Consider the following 13,597-nt stretch of genomic DNA (forward strand, 5'->3'; position numbering starts at 1 on the left):
TGAGTGTCCGTATCGGTACTTCGATCACCGGCGAGTGCGGTCGGTCGCGCCGGGGGTCAGGGTTCCGTGATCGGATGAGAGCGTGAGCACGTTCGACGACCTCGACGCCTTCGTCGCCACCCGCCGCTGTGCCGGGCTCGCGCTGTCCCCGGACGGCACGCGCCTCGTCACCACCGTCTCGGAGCTCTCCGCGGACGGGAAGAAGTACGGCACCTCGCTGTGGGAGCTCGACCCGGACGGTGAGCGGGCGCCGCGGCGCTTGACGCGCTCGTCGACCGGCGAGTCGTCGGCCACGTTCACCCCGGACGGCGACCTGCTTTTCACGTCGCGACGCGCGGACCCCATCGCGGAGAAGCCGACCGAGGACCGCACCGCCCTGTGGCTCCTGCCCGCGCGGGGCGGCGAGGCCCGGCCGGTGGCCGAGCGCCCCGGCGGCGTCAGCGGTTTCGCCGTGGCGCGGGACTCCGGCACGCTCGCCCTGGTCACCCCGAGGCCGGTGGAGGGGGACGCGGCCGAGCAGGTGGAGGCGCGCGAGACCGCGGGCGTCGCGGCGCGGCTGCACACCCATTTCCCGGTGCGCTTCTGGGACCACGACCTCGGCCCGGGCCGCGCGCACCTGCAGCGGTGCGCGCCCCCGGACCCGGCCGACCCCGACGCCGGCTACGGCGAGCCCGAGCACGTCGCCCCCGGCGCCGACCACCGCTTCGGCGGGAGCGCGATCAGCCCCGACGGGCGGACCGTCGCGGTGGTCGCGGAGGTGCCCGACCCCGCCGACCCCGCGTCGTGGCGTCGCCGTCTCGAGCTGCACACCGAGGATGGGCGTGTCGTCGTCGGCGACGAGCCGGGTGCCGACCACGAGGCGCCCACCTTCACCCCGGACGGCCGGTGGCTGCTGTGGGTGCGCGAGCGGCACCCCCGCCCGGGGCGCGGGATGGCGCACACGCTGAAGGCGCGCCCATTGGACGACGGTGCTTCGGGATCTGGCTACGAGCGCGACGTCCTGCCCGAGGAGGCCGTCCAGGTCCGCGGCGTCACCGGGGCCCCGGGCGGCGACGTCGTGTACGTCGTCGTCGACGAGGCCGGGCACGGGCCGGTGCTGCGCGTGTCGATCACCGACGGCACCGTCACCCGCCTGACCCGCTCCGGGGCCTACACCGACGTCGTCGCCGCCCAGGACGGCTCGGCGCTCTACGCGCTGCGCTCGGGCGTCGACGCGCCCCCGGCGCCGGTGCGCCTCGACCCCGAGGCCGCCGACCAGGAGCCGACGGCGCTGCGCGGGGTGACGCAGCTCGACCCGCTGCCCGGGACGCTCGCCGAGGTGCACGCCACCGCCGCGGACGGCACGGCGCTGCGTTCGTGGCTGGTGCTGCCCGGGGGCGCGTCGGCGGCGTCCCCGGCCCCGCTGGTCCTCTGGATCCACGGCGGGCCGCTGTCGAGCTGGAACGCCTGGTCGTGGCGCTGGAACCCGTGGCTGATGGCCGCGCGCGGCTGGGCGGTGCTGCTACCCGACCCGCGCCTGTCCACCGGCTACGGCCAGGAGTTCCTCGACCCCGCCACCGGGGCCTGGGGCGAGCTGCCCTACACCGACCTCATGACGGCCACCGAGGCCGCGCTGGCGCGCGAGGACGTCGACGCCACACGCGTCGCCGCGATGGGCGGGTCCTTCGGCGGCTACATGGCCAACTGGATGGCCGGGCACACCGACCGCTTCGCCGCGATCGTCACCCACGCCAGCATCTGGCACCTCGACGGCTTCGTCGGCACCACCGACGCCTCGTTCCACTGGCGTCGGGAGTGGGGCGACCCGCTCGACGAGCGCGAGCGCTACGACGCCCACTCGCCCCACCGCCACGTGCGGTCGATCGCCACGCCGATGCTGGTGATCCACGGCGACAAGGACTACCGCGTGCCGATCTCCGAGGGCCTGCGGCTCTGGTACGACCTGCAGCGCTCCGGGGTGGAGTCGCAGTTCCTGTACTTCCCCGACGAGAACCACTGGGTGCTCCAGCCCGGGGACGCGAAGCTCTGGTACCGCACGGTGTGGGCGTTCCTCGACCACCACGTCCTGCACCGTCCCTGGGAGCGGCCGGCCCTCGTCTGAGGGAGGGACGCGATCTCCCCACCGAACCGTGGACGTGGCACGCTTGGGAGGTGCTCCGTACCGCCGGTGCGCGGCTGCTCGACGACCGGGACCGGTCGAAGGTGCGGAGCGCCCTCGACGCCGATCCCGTCGCCACCTGCATGGTCGCCTCGCGCGTCGAGACGGTCGGGGTCGAGCCGTGGCGCCTCGGCGGCGAGCTGTGGGGCGTCGGCGGCCGGCTCGACGGGCTGTGCTTCTCGGGGGCCAACCTCGTCCCCCTGCGCGGCGACCGCGCGGAGGTGCGTCACTTCGCCGACCGGGCCCGTCGTCAGCGGCGCTCGTGCTCGTCGCTGGTCGGGCGGCGCGAGCTGGTGCTGCCGCTGTGGGAGGAGCTCTCCGAGCACTGGGACAGCGCCCGCGAGGTGCGTCCCGACCAGCCGCTGATGGCCACCGCGGTCGCCCCGACGGTCACGCCCGACCCCGCGGTGCGCCAGACCCGCCCGGACGAGATCGAGCGCTACCTACCCGCCGCGATCGCGATGTTCCTCGAGGAGGTCGGGGTCGACCCGCGTCTCGGCGACGGCGGCGCGGGCTATCGGGCCCGGGTGGCGGAGCTGATCGGTGCCGGGCGCGCGTTCGTGCGCTTCGAGCAGGGCGAGGTCGTGTTCAAGGCCGAGATCGGCGCCCTGTCGGCGCGGGTCGGGCAGATCCAGGGCGTCTGGGTGCACCCCGAGTGGCGGGGCCGGGGGCTGGGGCAGTCGGGGACGGCCGCCGTCGTGGCCCACCTCGTGCGGGCGCGCCGGGTCGCGAGCCTCTACGTCAACGCGTTCAACACCCCCGCCCGGCGCGCCTACGAGCGCATCGGGTTCGAGCAGGTCGGCTCGTTCGCCACCGTGCTGTTCTGAGCCCCGGTTCTGATTAACCTCGGGTCGTGACCACCGCGACGCCGACCCGCCACGCCTCCTGGATCGTGCTCGACGCCGCGGCGGTGCTGGCCTTCGCGGCGATCGGCCGGGCGAGCCACACCGAGGACCTCGCGGGCACCCTGCTCACCGCCGCGCCCTTCGTCGTCGGCGCCGCGGTGGGGACGTTGGCCGCGCGGACGTGGCGCGACCCGCTGGCCTGGCGTGCGGGGCTCGCGGTGTGGGCAGGGGCGGTGGTGGTCGGGCTGCCCGTGCGCGCCGCGATCACCGGGCGCCTGCCGCTGTCGTTCGCCATCGTGGCCACCGTCGCGCTCGGCGCACTGGTGCTGGGGTGGCGCGGCGTCGTCCGCCTGCTCCGTCGATCGGCGACACACCGGCACCGCTGAGCCCACGGCACGAGACGACGGCGGCCCGCGAGCGGGGCGCCTAGGGTGGGGGCATGCCGGTCCGCGCCCCGTTGCGGCCCGGGCAGCAGACCCCGCTGCGCCCGGTGCCCCCGCACATCACCCGCCCCGAGTACGTCGGGAAGCCCGCGCCCGCGCGCAGCACCGATCCCTGGGTGCAGCCGCCCGAGGTCATCGAGGCGATGCGGGTGGCCTCGACGATCGCCGCACAGGCGCTGCAGGCCGGCGGCGAGGCCGTCCGCCCGGGTGTCACCACCGACGAGGTCGACCGCGTCGTGCACGAGTTCCTCGTCGACCACGACGCCTACCCGTCGACGCTGGGCTACCGCGGCTTCCCGAAGTCGTGCTGCACCTCGCTCAACGAGGTCATCTGCCACGGCATCCCGGACTCGACGGTGATCAGCGACGGCGACATCGTCAACATCGACGTCACCGCCTTCATCGGCGGCGTGCACGGCGACACCAACGCGACGTTCCTCGCCGGGGACGTCGACGAGGAGGACCGCCTGCTCGTCGAGCGGACCCTCGAGGCGACGAAGCGGGCGATCAAGGCGGTCAAGCCGGGGCGTGAGCTCAACGTCGTCGGCCGGGTGATCGAGTCCTACGCGAACCGTTTCGGCTACGGCGTCGTCCGCGACTTCACCGGCCACGGCATCGGGCGGGCGTTCCACTCCGGGCTCGTCGTCGTCCACTACGACGACCCGGACCGCCACGAGATGCTCGAGCCGGGGATGACGTTCACGATCGAGCCGATGATCACCCGCGGCACCGCCGACTACGATCTCTGGGACGACGGCTGGACGGTGACGACCAAGGACAAGTCGCGCACCGCGCAGTTCGAGCACACGATCCTCGTCACCGACACCGGCAGCGAGATCCTCACGCTGCCGTGAGCACCTGCCGGTGTCAGCGTGGGGGCCACGCTGACACTCGACGTCAGGGAAGCCCCCACGATCACCGCGAGGTCTCGTGAGGCTCCCGCACGTGCTCGCCTCCGCCGCGGTGTCGATCGACGGCTTCCTCGACGACGACACCCCTGAGCGGCTCGTGCTCTCCGGGCCCGCCGACCTCGACCGCGTCGACGCCGAACGCGCGGGCGTCGACGCGATCCTCGTCGGCGGCGACACCGTCCGCGCCGACGACCCGCGCCTGCTCGTGCGCTCCCCGCAGCGCCGCGCCGACCGGCTCGCGCGCGGGCTGAGGCCGTCACCGCTCCGGGTCGTGCTCTCGTCGCGCCCCGTCGCCCCGGACGCCCGCGTGCTGACCGAAGGCCGCGAGCTCGCCGACACCGTCGTCCTCTGCGGCCCGCCCGACGAGGTGCTCGACCGCCTCGCCGCCCACGGCGTCGTGCGGCTCATGATCGAGGGCGGCGCGCGCGTGCACCGCGACTTCCTCGCCGCCCATGCCGTCGACGAGCTGCAGCTGGCGATCGCGCCGCGGCTCGTCGGCGCCGGGCCGCGGTTCACCGGTGTGCCCCTGCAGGGCCACCTGGTGGAGACTCGCCGGGTGGAGCAGGACGTGCTGCTGCGCTACCGGTTCGGTGACGCGGACACCCGCTGGCTCGCCGAGGCGTGCTCGCTGGCCGAGCGCTGCCCGCCGTCGGCGTCGGCGTTCTCGGTGGGCTGCGTGGTGGTCGCCGCCGACGGCACCGTGCTCGCGACCGGGCACAGCCGCCGCGACGACGTCCTCGACCACGCCGAGGAGGTCGCCCTGCGCGACCTCGACCACGCCGACCCGCGGCTGCCCGGCGCCACGATCTACACCTCGCTCGAGCCCTGCGGTCAGCGCGCGTCGCGCCCGACGACCTGCACCCAGCACATCCTCGACGCCGGCGTCGGCCGGGTCGTCATGGCCTGGCGCGAGCCCCCGCTGTTCGTCGGGACGCCCTCGGGCGCGGCACGGCTCGCCGAGGCGGGCGTCGAGGTGATCGAGCGCCCGGAGTTCGTGGAGCTCGCGCGCCGCCCCAACCTCCACCGCTGAGCCGATCACGCCCCTGTCGGTCATCGTGGTGGCGTGCGCTCGCTGCCGATCCTGCTGCCCGCCGCGGTGATCCGTGCCCGCGCCTGCCCGCTGGCCTCGATCCGGCAGATCCGCACCTGGCGGCTGCGGTTCGTCGAGCACGCCACCGGGACCGGCGACCGGCCGCGCGGGTGGTCCGACGTCGTCGACGCGGTGGCGGTGCCCGCAGTCGGACGGCCGGGGTCGACCGCCTGGTCCACCGAGCTCGCCGGCGAGGGCTTCCGCGCGCTCTGGGACGCCCCGCGGCACGTGTCCGGGCCGGTGCGGCTGCGCGGCGACCTCGTCGTCGACCCACTCGACGGGCTCCCCACCACTGGACGCATCCACCGCCTGCGCCTGCTCACCGAGACGGTCCGCGACGAGCGCGTCGCCCTGGCCGCGCGGGACCTCTCGGCGGTGCCGAAGGCCGTCGACGACGCCGCCACCGGCGTCCTGGTCGACGTCGAGCTCGACGCGACGTGAGCCACGTGGCTGCGCCGGGCGCGCCCGGCGTGCGAGATTGCCAGGTGTGGCAGGAGTCTACGAGCGCATCGAGCCCCGGCTCGCCCGGTGGATCGGCGAGCAGCCGGTGTTCTTCGTCGGCACCGCCCCGCTGTCGGGCGACGGGCTGGTCAACGTCTCGCCGAAGGGCCTGCGCGGCACCTTCGGCGTGCTCGACGACCACACGTTCGCCTACGTCGACATGACCGCGAGCGGCATCGAGACCACCGCCCACCTGCGCGAGAACGGGCGCATCTGCGTCATGTTCTGTTCCTTCGACGGCACGCCCAACGTCGTGCGGCTGCACGGCCGAGGGCGCGTCGTCACCCACGGCGAGGAGGGGTTCGACGAGGCGCTCGCGCCGTTCGCGATGGGGCTCGCGTCGCGGCGCACCGAGGCCCGCGGCGTGATCACCGTCGACGTCACCCGGGTCGCCGACGCCTGCGGCTACGCGGTGCCCCGGATGGCCCTCGAGTCCGACCGCGAGCTGCTCGACTCGTGGGCCGAGCGGCACAGCCCCGAGTGGCTGCGGAACTACCGCGCGGAGAAGAACGAGCACTCCCTCGACGGCCTGCCCGGGCTCGCGGGCCTGCCGGGATGGTGACGGCCGGCGCGCTGCTCGTCGCGGGGACGACGTCGGACGCCGGCAAGAGCGTCCTGGTCGCCGGGATCTGCCGGTGGCTGCACCGCCGCGGCGTCGACGTGGCGCCGTTCAAGGCGCAGAACATGAGCAACAACAGCGTCGTCTGCGCCGACGGCGGGGAGATCGGGCGCGCCCAGGCGCTGCAGGCCGCCGCGTGCGGGCTGGCGCCCAGCGTCGGGTTCAACCCCGTGCTGCTGAAGCCGGGCAGCGACCGGACCTCACAGGTGGTGGTGCGCGGCGTCGTCGACGGGACGGTGTCGGCGGCGAGCTACCGCGAGCGCAAGGCGGCGCTGCTCGAGGTCGTCACGTCGTCGCTGGCCTCGCTGCGGGAGCAGCACGAGGTCGTCATCTGCGAGGGCGCGGGATCGCCCGCGGAGATCAACCTGCGGTCCACCGACATCGCCAACATGGGCCTCGCACGCGCCGCCGACCTGCCCGTGATCGTCGTCGGCGACATCGACCGCGGTGGCGTGCTGGCGCACCTGTTCGGGACCCTGGCCGTCCTCGAGCCCGCCGATCAGGCGCTGGTGGCGGGCTGGGTGGTGAACAAGTTCCGCGGCGACCCGGCGCTGCTCGAGCCCGGCCTCGAGCAGCTCCGGGCGCTGACCGGCCGCCCGACGCTGGGCGTCGTGCCGTGGAGACCGGAGCTGTGGCTCGACGCGGAGGACTCGCTCGGCCACGTCGCCGACGGGGTCGTGGGACGGCCCGCGACGCCGGTCGGGCGCGACTGGCTGCGGGTGGCGGTGGTGCGCCTGCCGCGGGTGTCCAACGGCACGGACGTCGACGCGCTCGCCGCCGAGCCCGGGGTCGCCGTCCGCTACGTCACCGAGCCCTCGCGCCTCGCCGACGCGGACCTCGTCGTCCTGCCCGGCTCCAAGGCGACGGTGGCCGACCTCGCGTGGCTGCGCGCGCAGGGGCTCGCCGACGGGGTCCTCGCCCACGCCCGGGCCGGGCGGCCGGTGCTCGGGGTCTGCGGCGGTTATCAGATGCTCGCCCGGCGTATCCACGACCCGCACGGCGTCGAGGCCGCGCCGGGCACCGCCGAGGGCCTCGGTCTGCTCGACGTCGAGGTGACCTTCGACGTCGCCAAGCACCTCGGGACGCCGACCGGCACGGCGCTGGGGGAGTCGGTGGCGTTCTACGAGATTCACCACGGGCGGGAGCTGCGCGGTGCGGTGGCGCCGCTGGTCACCCTGGGCGACGGGACGCCCGAGGGGGCGGACGGGGGGCACGTGCTCGGCACCCACGCCCACGGTCTGCTCGAGAACGACGCGCTGCGCCGGCGCCTGCTCGCGCGCGCCGCGGCGGCCGCGGGTCGTGACTTCACCCCGGCGCCGGCCACGTCCTACGCGGCGACGCGCGCCGCCCAGCTCGACCTGCTCGGCGACCTCGTCGAGACCCACCTCGACACCGACGCCCTCGAGGCCCTCATCGCGAAGGGCGCGCCGCCCGGACTGCCCGAGGTCCGCGTCTCGTCCTCATGATCGAGGCGGATTTCCTGGCGGTGAACGCCAGCGTGGACGCCAGGCTGGTACGGGGAGAGGCAGGCCGATGTCAGGCCCGAGCGACGTCGTACACGTGCCCGGCGGTGCGCAGGCGCTCCACGAGCGCCGGGCCCATCGCCGTGGCGGGGGTGAGCGAGCCGGCGCGGTCGGGCAGGCGGTCGCCGTCGAGGGCGAGGCAGAGCCCCGTCTCGCCGAACATCACGGCGGTGGCGGCGTAGCCCGGGTCGCCGGAGCCCGAGACGCGCCCGGTGTAGCGGGCGCCGGTGGTGGTCGTCGCGTCGATGTCGTGGCGGAACCATCCGGCGTTGCGGGTCTTCTCGCTCGGCCCCTCGCCCGGCTTGGGCAGGACGCGGTCGAGCACCTGTCGGACGCCGGGGGTGACGAACCCCGCGAGCAGGGCGCCCAGCCCGCCCGTGACGACGCCCGCCGTGATCGCGCCGAGCGGGCCCTTCCCGGTCCCCATCACCTCGCCGTAGCGCAGGCCCTTGCCGTACGCGTAGCCCGCGATCGCGTTCGAGCGCCGCACGATACGGGTGTTGTAGGAGGCCATGACGAACGGCGCGACCCAGCGGCCGTCGACGCGGTGCGGCGCCGGGTTGTCGCTGGGCTGGCGGGTGTCGGGCTCGGCGTCGCGCTCCGGGCTCAGGCCGTAGGGATCGCGCATCAGCTTCGCGAGTGAGCGGTCGGCCCGCGCCCCGTCGGCCAGCCCGCGCATGGAGTCGACCGTGCCGCCCGAGACGCCGCCGCGGATGCGGGCGACGGTGGTGACGTCGGTGAGCTCGCCCTCGCCGTCGGCCTGGACGCGGCTGTGGAGCAGCAGCACCGACAGATCGGAGGGGATCGAGTCGTAGCCGCAGGAGTGCACGATCCGCGCGCCGCTCGCTCGGGCGGGCTCGTCGAAGCGGTCGATCGCCTCGCGGGCGAACTGGACCTCGCCGGTGAGGTCGGCGTAGTGCGTGCCGGCCGTGGCGCAGGCCTCGACCACGGGCAGGCCGTACTTGGCGTAGGGGCCGACGGTGGTGAGCAGCGCCGTCGTCGAGGCGGCCATGCGCGCGAGGGCGTCGGGGTCGGTGGTGTCGGCGACGATCAGCGGCCAGTCCCCGCCGGGCGGGGGCAGGCGCTCGCGGACCTTCTCCAGGCGCTCGCGCGAGCGGCCCGCCAGCGCGATCCGGGTGCCGGCGGGCGCGTGGCGCGCGAGGTGGGCGGCGGTCAGCTCGCCGACGAAGCTCGTGGCGCCGAACAGGACCAGCTCGTGCTCGCGATCACCGGACATGGCGGCACGATAGCGGCGCTCGGAGGCCCGAGCAGGCTCGAGGGCCGTGAGTGAAGTTCGGGGCTATCACACCGAACATCACTCACGTGGGGGTGATCACGAAGATCGGGTGCCGGTCGGCGATCGCGGCGAGCTCGTCGTCGGACGAGTCGGCGTCGACGCCGTCGAAGAACGCGCCGACCTCCCACGCCCAGGCGCGCAGGTAGGCGCGCAGCACCGGCACCTTGTCGGCGCCCGTGAGCTCCGTGGCGCGCACGGTCTCGGTGCGCCGCCCGACGCGGAGCTCGGCCTCGCCCGCCACGCGCAGGTTGCGCACCCACTGCGTGTGCCCGCGGGCGGCGACGAGGTAGCGCCGGCCGTCGAGGCGCAGCGGGTTCACCGGGGTCGTGCGGACCTCGCCGCTCGTGCGGCCACGGACACCGAGGACGGCGGAGCCGGCGAGCGGGAGCCCGAGCCGCGTCAGCCCGGCGACCAGCGGGTTCATGATCGAGCGCGTGATGCGTCCGGGGGCCTGGTAGTGGTTGGCGGTCACGGTGTCCTCCTCAGCGGTGAGAGCACTGCTCTCGGCAGTAGGCACTGTTCTCGCCCTGGAGGAGGATGTCAAGAGCACTGCTCTCGTCGTGTGGCACGATGAGCCGCATGCCCCCCGGGACCCGCGCACGGGCGCGCGCCGAGACCACCCGAGCGATCCTCGACGAGGCCCGCCGTCAGCTCGCCGAGCAGGGCGCGGCGGCGCTCTCGCTGCGCTCCGTGGCCCGCGAGGTCGGCATGGTGTCCTCGGCGGTCTACCGGTACGTCGCCAGCCGGGACGAGCTGCTCACGCGGCTCATCGTCGAGGCCTACGACGCCGTGGGGGAGCGCGCCGAGGCGGCCCGGGACCCGGACGCGCCGCCCCGCGCCCAGTGGCGCGCCGTCTGGCGGGCGGTGCGCTCCTGGGGTCTCGAGCACCCCGCGGAGTACGCGCTGATCTACGGCTCGCCGGTGCCCGGCTACGCGGCGCCCGCCGAGACGATCCCGGCCGCCGGTCGCGTGGGCCTGCTCCTGGCGGCGATCGTCGCCGAGCACGGGGTCGCGCCGACCGACGAGGGGGGGAGCGACGGGATACTGCGCGACGGCCTGCTCCCCGGCGTGGACCGGCCGCTCGTCCTGCCGGCGATCGCGGCCTGGACCCAGCTCTTCGGCACCGTCGGCTTCGAGCTCTTCGGCCAGTACGAGAACGTCGTCGTCGACCGCGCGGCCTTCCTCGACGCCGTCGCCGACGCCGCTGCGTCGTCGGTCGGGCTCCCGTCCCGGTGAGTCCGCCGGGCGGATGACACCGTCCGGATGCTTGACGCCGAGTGCCCTGTGCGCGGACGGTGACCGCGTCGACGTCGCCGAAAGGGAGCACCAGATGGCCGACCAGGATCACCGCGAGGAACCGCCGTCACTCCCCGAGACCGTGGCGCGCGAGCGCGCGAACGAGGAGGCCGCGGACGCCGACTCCGCCACCTCCATCGCGAGCACCGAGCGCCGTGGCCGGCACGCCACGCCCGAGTCCGGCGACGACTCGCTGCCCGAGGCCGAGCAGCGCGAGCGGGCCTCGGCGCGTGACGCCGACGCCGAGCAGGCGCGTGCCGAGAACCCGTCCATCCCCGGTGAGGAGTACCGCCACCGCGAGGGCTGACGCGCGGGGTCAGCGCGTCGCCAGCGAGACGCGCAGGCCCGCGATCATCAGATCGAGTCCGTGGCGGAACAGGGCCTCGTGGTCCTCGGGCGTGCCGGCGCGCTCGGCGAGCGCGGGCCGGAGCGCGGCCAGGTGCGGGTAGACCTGGGGATCCGGCGGCGCCGGGCGTCCGTGGTCGGAGGCCGGCCGCTCGCGCTCGGCGTGGTACTCGATCGCCGAGCCGATCACGAGGTTGCCGACGGCCTGGACCGTCGAGAAGGCGTCGACGGGGGCGAGGCCGGCGCCGATGAGGGTGGCGAGCACCTGCTCGACCGCGGGCAGCGACGCCTCCGTCGGCCGATTGCCGGCGACGACCAGCGCGGCGTCGCGGTGGGCGACGAGCGCCCGGAACTGCGCGATCGCGCGCTCGCGCAGCCAGTCCGCCCAGTCCTCGCCCGGCGCGAGCGGGATCACCCGCCACTGGTCGGCGAGCAGGCGCTCGGCGACGTGGTCGAGCAGCGTGCGCTTGTCGGCGACGTGCCAGTAGAGCGTCGGTGCGCTGACCCCGAGGTCGCGGGCCAGCCGCCGCAGCGACAGGCCCTCGAGTCCCACCTCGCCGAGCAGGTCCACCGCGGCGTCGACGACGGCGTCGCGGGTCAGCGTCATGCGTCCTCCTTGCCCTCTCGAACGGTGTGAGGGTAGCGTCCCTAACGCTGTTAGAGGAGGGGGCCATGAACACACCCGCGGTCGCGGTCCGCGGCCTGGTGAAGCGCTACGGCGCGATTGAGGCGGTGCGCGGCATCGACCTCGAGGTGGCGCGCGGCGAGACGTTCGGCTTCCTCGGACCGAACGGGGCCGGGAAGTCCACCACGATCAACATCCTGTGCACCCTGGTCGAGCCGACCGACGGCGAGGCCGAGGTCGTCGGGCTCGACGTCGTGCGCGAGCGCGCCGCCGTGCGCCGGCGCATCGGGCTGGTGTTCCAGGACCCGACGCTCGACGCCCCGATGTCGGGCGAGCAGAACCTGCGCTTCCACCAGGAGCTCTACGGCGTCGACCGCCGGCGCGCGCCGGCCCGGCGCGAGGAGGTGATGCGCATGGTGGGCCTCTGGGACCGCCGGGCCGACCCCGTCGCCACGTACTCCGGCGGCATGCGGCGGCGGCTCGAGATCGCGCGGGGCCTGCTGCACTCGCCCCAGGTGCTCTTCCTCGACGAGCCGACGATCGGCCTCGACCCGCAGACCCGCGGCACCATATGGGACTACGTGGCGGAGCTGCACCGCAACGCCGAGAGCCAGGAGGACGGAGGGATCACCGTCTTCGTCACCACCCACTACATGGACGAGGCCGAGCACTGCGACCGGATCGCGATCATGAACGAGGGCCGGATCGTCGCCCTCGACACCCCGGACGCGCTCAAGGCCCAGGTGGGCGCCGACCGCGTCACGATCACCACGGACGACGACGAGGCCGCCCTGCGCGCGTTGCGCACCGAATTCGGGCTCGAGGGCGCCGTGCGCGAGGGCGCCGTGTCGATCGCCGTGGCCGACGGCGCAGGCTTCGTGCCGCGCCTGTTCGACCGTCTGGGCCACCACCGCGTGGCCATCCGCTCGGTCACCGTGACCCGGCCCAGCCTCGACGACGTCTTCCTGGCCTACACGGGCACGACGATCCGCGACGCGGAGGCCGGGCCAGCAGCATCACGGGGCATGCATCCCATGGCGATGCGGATGAGGGGACGCTGATGACCACCACGATGACCCCGGAGGCCGTGCGGGTCCCCGTGAACAGTCTCGCCACCGAGGCGCGCGCCGCGGCGGTCGTCTGGCAGCGGGAGATGATCCGCTTCGTCAAGGACCGCTCGCGCATCCTGTCGTCGCTGGCCCAGCCGCTGCTGTTCCTGTTCGTGCTGGGCACCGGGCTGGGCTCGCTGCTCGGGAGCAGTGAGGGCGCCGGGTCCGTCGCGTTCACGACGTTCCTGTTCCCGGGCGTCATGGCGATCTCGGTGCTCTTCACCGCGGCCTTCGCGGGCATCTCCATCGTCTGGGACCGGGAGTTCGGCTTCCTGCGCGAGATGCTCGTCGCGCCGGTGTCGACCGCCTCGATCCTCATCGGGAAGGCCCTCGGCGGCGCCACCGTGGCGACGCTGCAGTGCCTCGTCCTCCTGGCCCTCGCCGGCCTGGTCGGTGTGCCCTACGACCCGCTGATGCTGCTGGCGATGATCGGGCTGATCTTCCTGATGGGCTTCATGATCACGTCGCTCGGCCTCGTGCTGGCGGCGCGCGTGAAGCAGATCCAGACGGCGATGCCGCTCGTCCAGCTCGTGATCACGCCCCTGATGTTCCTGTCCGGAGCGCTGTTCCCGCTCTCGGGGCTGCCGACGTGGCTCGCCGTGCTCACGCACGTCAACCCCATGACCTACGCCGTCGAGCCCCTGCGCTCGGTGGTGTTCGACCACCTCGACGTCGACGCCGCGACCCGTGCGCGCTTCGACCCGGGCATCGTCTGGGGGACCTGGACGGTGCCCGTCGGCGTGCAGATCCTCATGACGATCGGGTTCTGCGTCCTGCTGCTGTCCCTCGCGGTGTGGCGGTTCCGGCGGACGGAGTGACCCTCGGAGCCGGACCC

15 protein-coding genes are annotated in these 13,597 nt (G+C 74.5%); 12 read left to right on the top strand and 3 right to left on the bottom strand.

What is annotated here, in order from left to right; genetic code table 11:
• Nucleotides 1–82: 82 nt before the first annotated feature.
• The 8 genes from PH189_RS12350 to PH189_RS12385 all read left to right on the top strand — a co-directional run bounded on the left by PH189_RS12350 (nt 83) and on the right by PH189_RS12385 (nt 8,033).
• Nucleotides 83–2,101, top strand: a complete 2,019-nt coding sequence (locus tag PH189_RS12350; protein ID WP_274189092.1) for an alpha/beta hydrolase family protein — start codon at nt 83–85, stop codon at nt 2,099–2,101.
• Between the two features lie 50 nt (nt 2,102–2,151).
• A complete protein-coding gene (locus PH189_RS12355) occupies nt 2,152–2,985 on the top strand; it encodes a GNAT family N-acetyltransferase (RefSeq protein WP_274189093.1) in 834 nt (277 codons plus the stop codon).
• A 26-nt stretch (nt 2,986–3,011) separates the two neighbouring features.
• Nucleotides 3,012–3,389, top strand: a complete 378-nt coding sequence (locus PH189_RS12360; protein ID WP_274189094.1) for a DUF3054 domain-containing protein — start codon at nt 3,012–3,014, stop codon at nt 3,387–3,389.
• Between the two features lie 53 nt (nt 3,390–3,442).
• The gene (gene map, locus PH189_RS12365) at nt 3,443–4,300 is read left to right on the top strand and encodes a type I methionyl aminopeptidase (RefSeq protein ID WP_274189095.1); all 858 of its coding nucleotides are present in this window, start codon (nt 3,443–3,445) and stop codon (nt 4,298–4,300) included.
• A 76-nt stretch (nt 4,301–4,376) separates the two neighbouring features.
• On the top strand, nt 4,377–5,387 hold the full coding sequence (locus tag PH189_RS12370; RefSeq protein WP_274189096.1) for a dihydrofolate reductase family protein: 1,011 nt from the start codon (nt 4,377–4,379) through the stop codon (nt 5,385–5,387).
• 33 nt (nt 5,388–5,420) lie between these two features.
• Nucleotides 5,421–5,888, top strand: a complete 468-nt coding sequence (locus PH189_RS12375; RefSeq protein ID WP_274189097.1) for a hypothetical protein — start codon at nt 5,421–5,423, stop codon at nt 5,886–5,888.
• Nucleotides 5,889–5,934: 46 nt separating this feature from the next.
• A complete protein-coding gene (locus PH189_RS12380; RefSeq protein WP_274189098.1) occupies nt 5,935–6,510 on the top strand; it encodes a pyridoxamine 5'-phosphate oxidase family protein in 576 nt (191 codons plus the stop codon).
• Nucleotides 6,504–8,033, top strand: coding sequence for a cobyric acid synthase (locus PH189_RS12385; protein WP_274189099.1), 1,530 nt, complete (start codon nt 6,504–6,506; stop codon nt 8,031–8,033). Before PH189_RS12380 ends, PH189_RS12385 begins: the two co-directional genes overlap by 7 nt.
• A gap of 70 nt (nt 8,034–8,103) precedes the next feature.
• On the opposite strand, the gene PH189_RS12390 is transcribed toward PH189_RS12385, so the two are convergent.
• Both PH189_RS12390 and PH189_RS12395 read right to left on the bottom strand, forming a co-directional pair.
• Entirely contained in the window at nt 8,104–9,327 is a 1,224-nt protein-coding gene (locus PH189_RS12390) for a saccharopine dehydrogenase family protein (protein ID WP_274189100.1), read from the bottom strand.
• Nucleotides 9,328–9,409: 82 nt separating this feature from the next.
• Nucleotides 9,410–9,811: a nitroreductase family deazaflavin-dependent oxidoreductase gene (locus PH189_RS12395; RefSeq protein WP_274189316.1), complete on the bottom strand. Its 402-nt coding sequence runs from the start codon at nt 9,809–9,811 to the stop codon at nt 9,410–9,412.
• A 155-nt stretch (nt 9,812–9,966) separates the two neighbouring features.
• On the opposite strand from PH189_RS12395, the gene PH189_RS12400 reads away from it, so the two are divergent.
• Nucleotides 9,967–10,623 carry a TetR/AcrR family transcriptional regulator gene (locus PH189_RS12400; RefSeq protein ID WP_274189101.1) on the top strand — a complete coding sequence of 219 codons (657 nt, stop codon included), beginning with the start codon at nt 9,967–9,969 and terminating at the stop codon, nt 10,621–10,623.
• A gap of 94 nt (nt 10,624–10,717) precedes the next feature.
• Complete coding sequence (locus PH189_RS12405) at nt 10,718–10,990, top strand: hypothetical protein (protein WP_274189102.1); 273 nt, start codon at nt 10,718–10,720, stop codon at nt 10,988–10,990.
• 9 nt (nt 10,991–10,999) lie between these two features.
• Here PH189_RS12405 and PH189_RS12410 read toward each other — a convergent pair whose 3' ends face one another.
• Nucleotides 11,000–11,635 (bottom strand): TetR/AcrR family transcriptional regulator C-terminal domain-containing protein, encoded by a 636-nt coding sequence (locus tag PH189_RS12410; RefSeq protein WP_274189103.1) that lies wholly within the window; start codon nt 11,633–11,635, stop codon nt 11,000–11,002.
• A 65-nt stretch (nt 11,636–11,700) separates the two neighbouring features.
• Here PH189_RS12410 and PH189_RS12415 point away from each other — a divergent pair, with 65 nt between their 5' ends.
• On the top strand, nt 11,701–12,714 hold the full coding sequence (locus tag PH189_RS12415; protein WP_274189104.1) for an ATP-binding cassette domain-containing protein: 1,014 nt from the start codon (nt 11,701–11,703) through the stop codon (nt 12,712–12,714).
• Nucleotides 12,714–13,580: an ABC transporter permease gene (locus PH189_RS12420; protein WP_274189105.1), complete on the top strand. Its 867-nt coding sequence runs from the start codon at nt 12,714–12,716 to the stop codon at nt 13,578–13,580. Before PH189_RS12415 ends, PH189_RS12420 begins: the two co-directional genes overlap by 1 nt.
• Nucleotides 13,581–13,597: the final 17 nt, after the last annotated feature.

It is taken from the genome of Actinomycetospora chibensis (assembly GCF_028737215.1).
In the GTDB taxonomy this organism is placed as follows: Bacteria; Actinomycetota; Actinomycetes; order Mycobacteriales; family Pseudonocardiaceae; genus Actinomycetospora; species Actinomycetospora chibensis.

What these genes read in the sequence shown, in the direction of transcription:
- PH189_RS12415 (WP_274189104.1), top strand. Translation starts at nt 11,701, where the DNA reads ATGAACACACCCGCGGTCGCGGTCCGCGGCCTGGTGAAGCGCTACGGC.
- PH189_RS12385 (WP_274189099.1), top strand. Translation starts at nt 6,504, where the DNA reads ATGGTGACGGCCGGCGCGCTGCTCGTCGCGGGGACGACGTCGGACGCC.
- PH189_RS12410 (WP_274189103.1), bottom strand. Translation starts at nt 11,635, where the DNA reads ATGACGCTGACCCGCGACGCCGTCGTCGACGCCGCGGTGGACCTGCTC.
- PH189_RS12390 (WP_274189100.1), bottom strand. Translation starts at nt 9,327, where the DNA reads ATGTCCGGTGATCGCGAGCACGAGCTGGTCCTGTTCGGCGCCACGAGC.
- PH189_RS12420 (WP_274189105.1), top strand. Translation starts at nt 12,714, where the DNA reads ATGACCACCACGATGACCCCGGAGGCCGTGCGGGTCCCCGTGAACAGT.
- PH189_RS12400 (WP_274189101.1), top strand. Translation starts at nt 9,967, where the DNA reads ATGCCCCCCGGGACCCGCGCACGGGCGCGCGCCGAGACCACCCGAGCG.
- map (WP_274189095.1), top strand. Translation starts at nt 3,443, where the DNA reads ATGCCGGTCCGCGCCCCGTTGCGGCCCGGGCAGCAGACCCCGCTGCGC.
- PH189_RS12395 (WP_274189316.1), bottom strand. Translation starts at nt 9,811, where the DNA reads ATGAACCCGCTGGTCGCCGGGCTGACGCGGCTCGGGCTCCCGCTCGCC.
- PH189_RS12405 (WP_274189102.1), top strand. Translation starts at nt 10,718, where the DNA reads ATGGCCGACCAGGATCACCGCGAGGAACCGCCGTCACTCCCCGAGACC.